The organism is Protofrankia sp. CiP1_Cm_nod4, assembly GCF_982290645.1.
This window is the reverse complement of sequence record NZ_CEVIVC010000074.1, coordinates 1-751: the sequence shown is the minus strand read 5'-3', so window position 1 is coordinate 751 and position 751 is coordinate 1. Positions and strand designations below refer to the sequence as shown.

General features: G+C 73.4%; 2 protein-coding genes. Both read left to right on the top strand.

The genetic code is table 11. From position 1 onward, the window contains the following. On the top strand, positions 1-295 hold a 295-nt coding region (locus AC5LSR_RS14875), incomplete at its 5' end, for a 3-oxoacyl-[acyl-carrier-protein] synthase III C-terminal domain-containing protein (protein WP_493468588.1). Next, positions 292-751: phytoene desaturase family protein (locus AC5LSR_RS14870; RefSeq protein WP_493468587.1), on the top strand; the 460-nt coding region annotated here is incomplete at its 3' end. The genes AC5LSR_RS14875 and AC5LSR_RS14870, both read left to right, overlap by 4 nt.

The window sequence follows — 751 nt, the reverse complement described above, 5'->3', positions numbered from 1 at the left end:
GGGCAGGGTCGTGGAGAACCTGACCGACGTCGGGGCGACCGGCTCCGCCGCCGTGCCCCTGGCGCTGGACGACGCCTGGACCTCCGGGCGGATCCGGCCCGGCGACGAGGTGCTGCTGCTGGCGATCGAGACCAGCAGGTGGCTGTACGCCGGGCTCTCGCTCACCTGGAGCGCTCCCTGGCCGGGCGCCGGCCTGTCGGCCGCGGATCTGTCGGCCGTGGACTTGCCGGCCGTGGACCTGTCGGCCGTCGGGCTGCCGGTCGCGGGTGTGAACGGGCAGGCCGGGCCACGATGAGCGTCCGCCAGGATGCCGAGCGCGACTCCTACGACGTCGTCGTGATCGGCAGCGGGCTCGGCGGCCTGACCGCCGCCGCGCTGCTCGCCCGCTGGGGCCGCCGGGTGCTGGTGGTCGAACGCCATGACCGGATCGGCGGTTACGCGCATGCGTTCACCCGCCGTCGGCATCGTTTCGACTCCGCGGTGCACCTGGTCGCGGGCGGCCCGCCGGTCACCGCGGGAAATCCGGGAATCGTGCCGGTGCTGCTGGATCTGCTGGGTGTCGCCGACCGCCTTGAGTTCCACCGGCTGGATCCCTTCTACCGGGTGGTCCTTCCTGGTTTCCAGCTCGACGTCCCGGCCGGTCCTGATTTCCTGGACGCGCACGCGGCGCGTTTTCCCGCGGAGCGGGTGGGGCTGCGCCGGATGCAGCGTCTGTCGACGCTGCTCACCCGCGAGGCGCAACGGCTGCCCC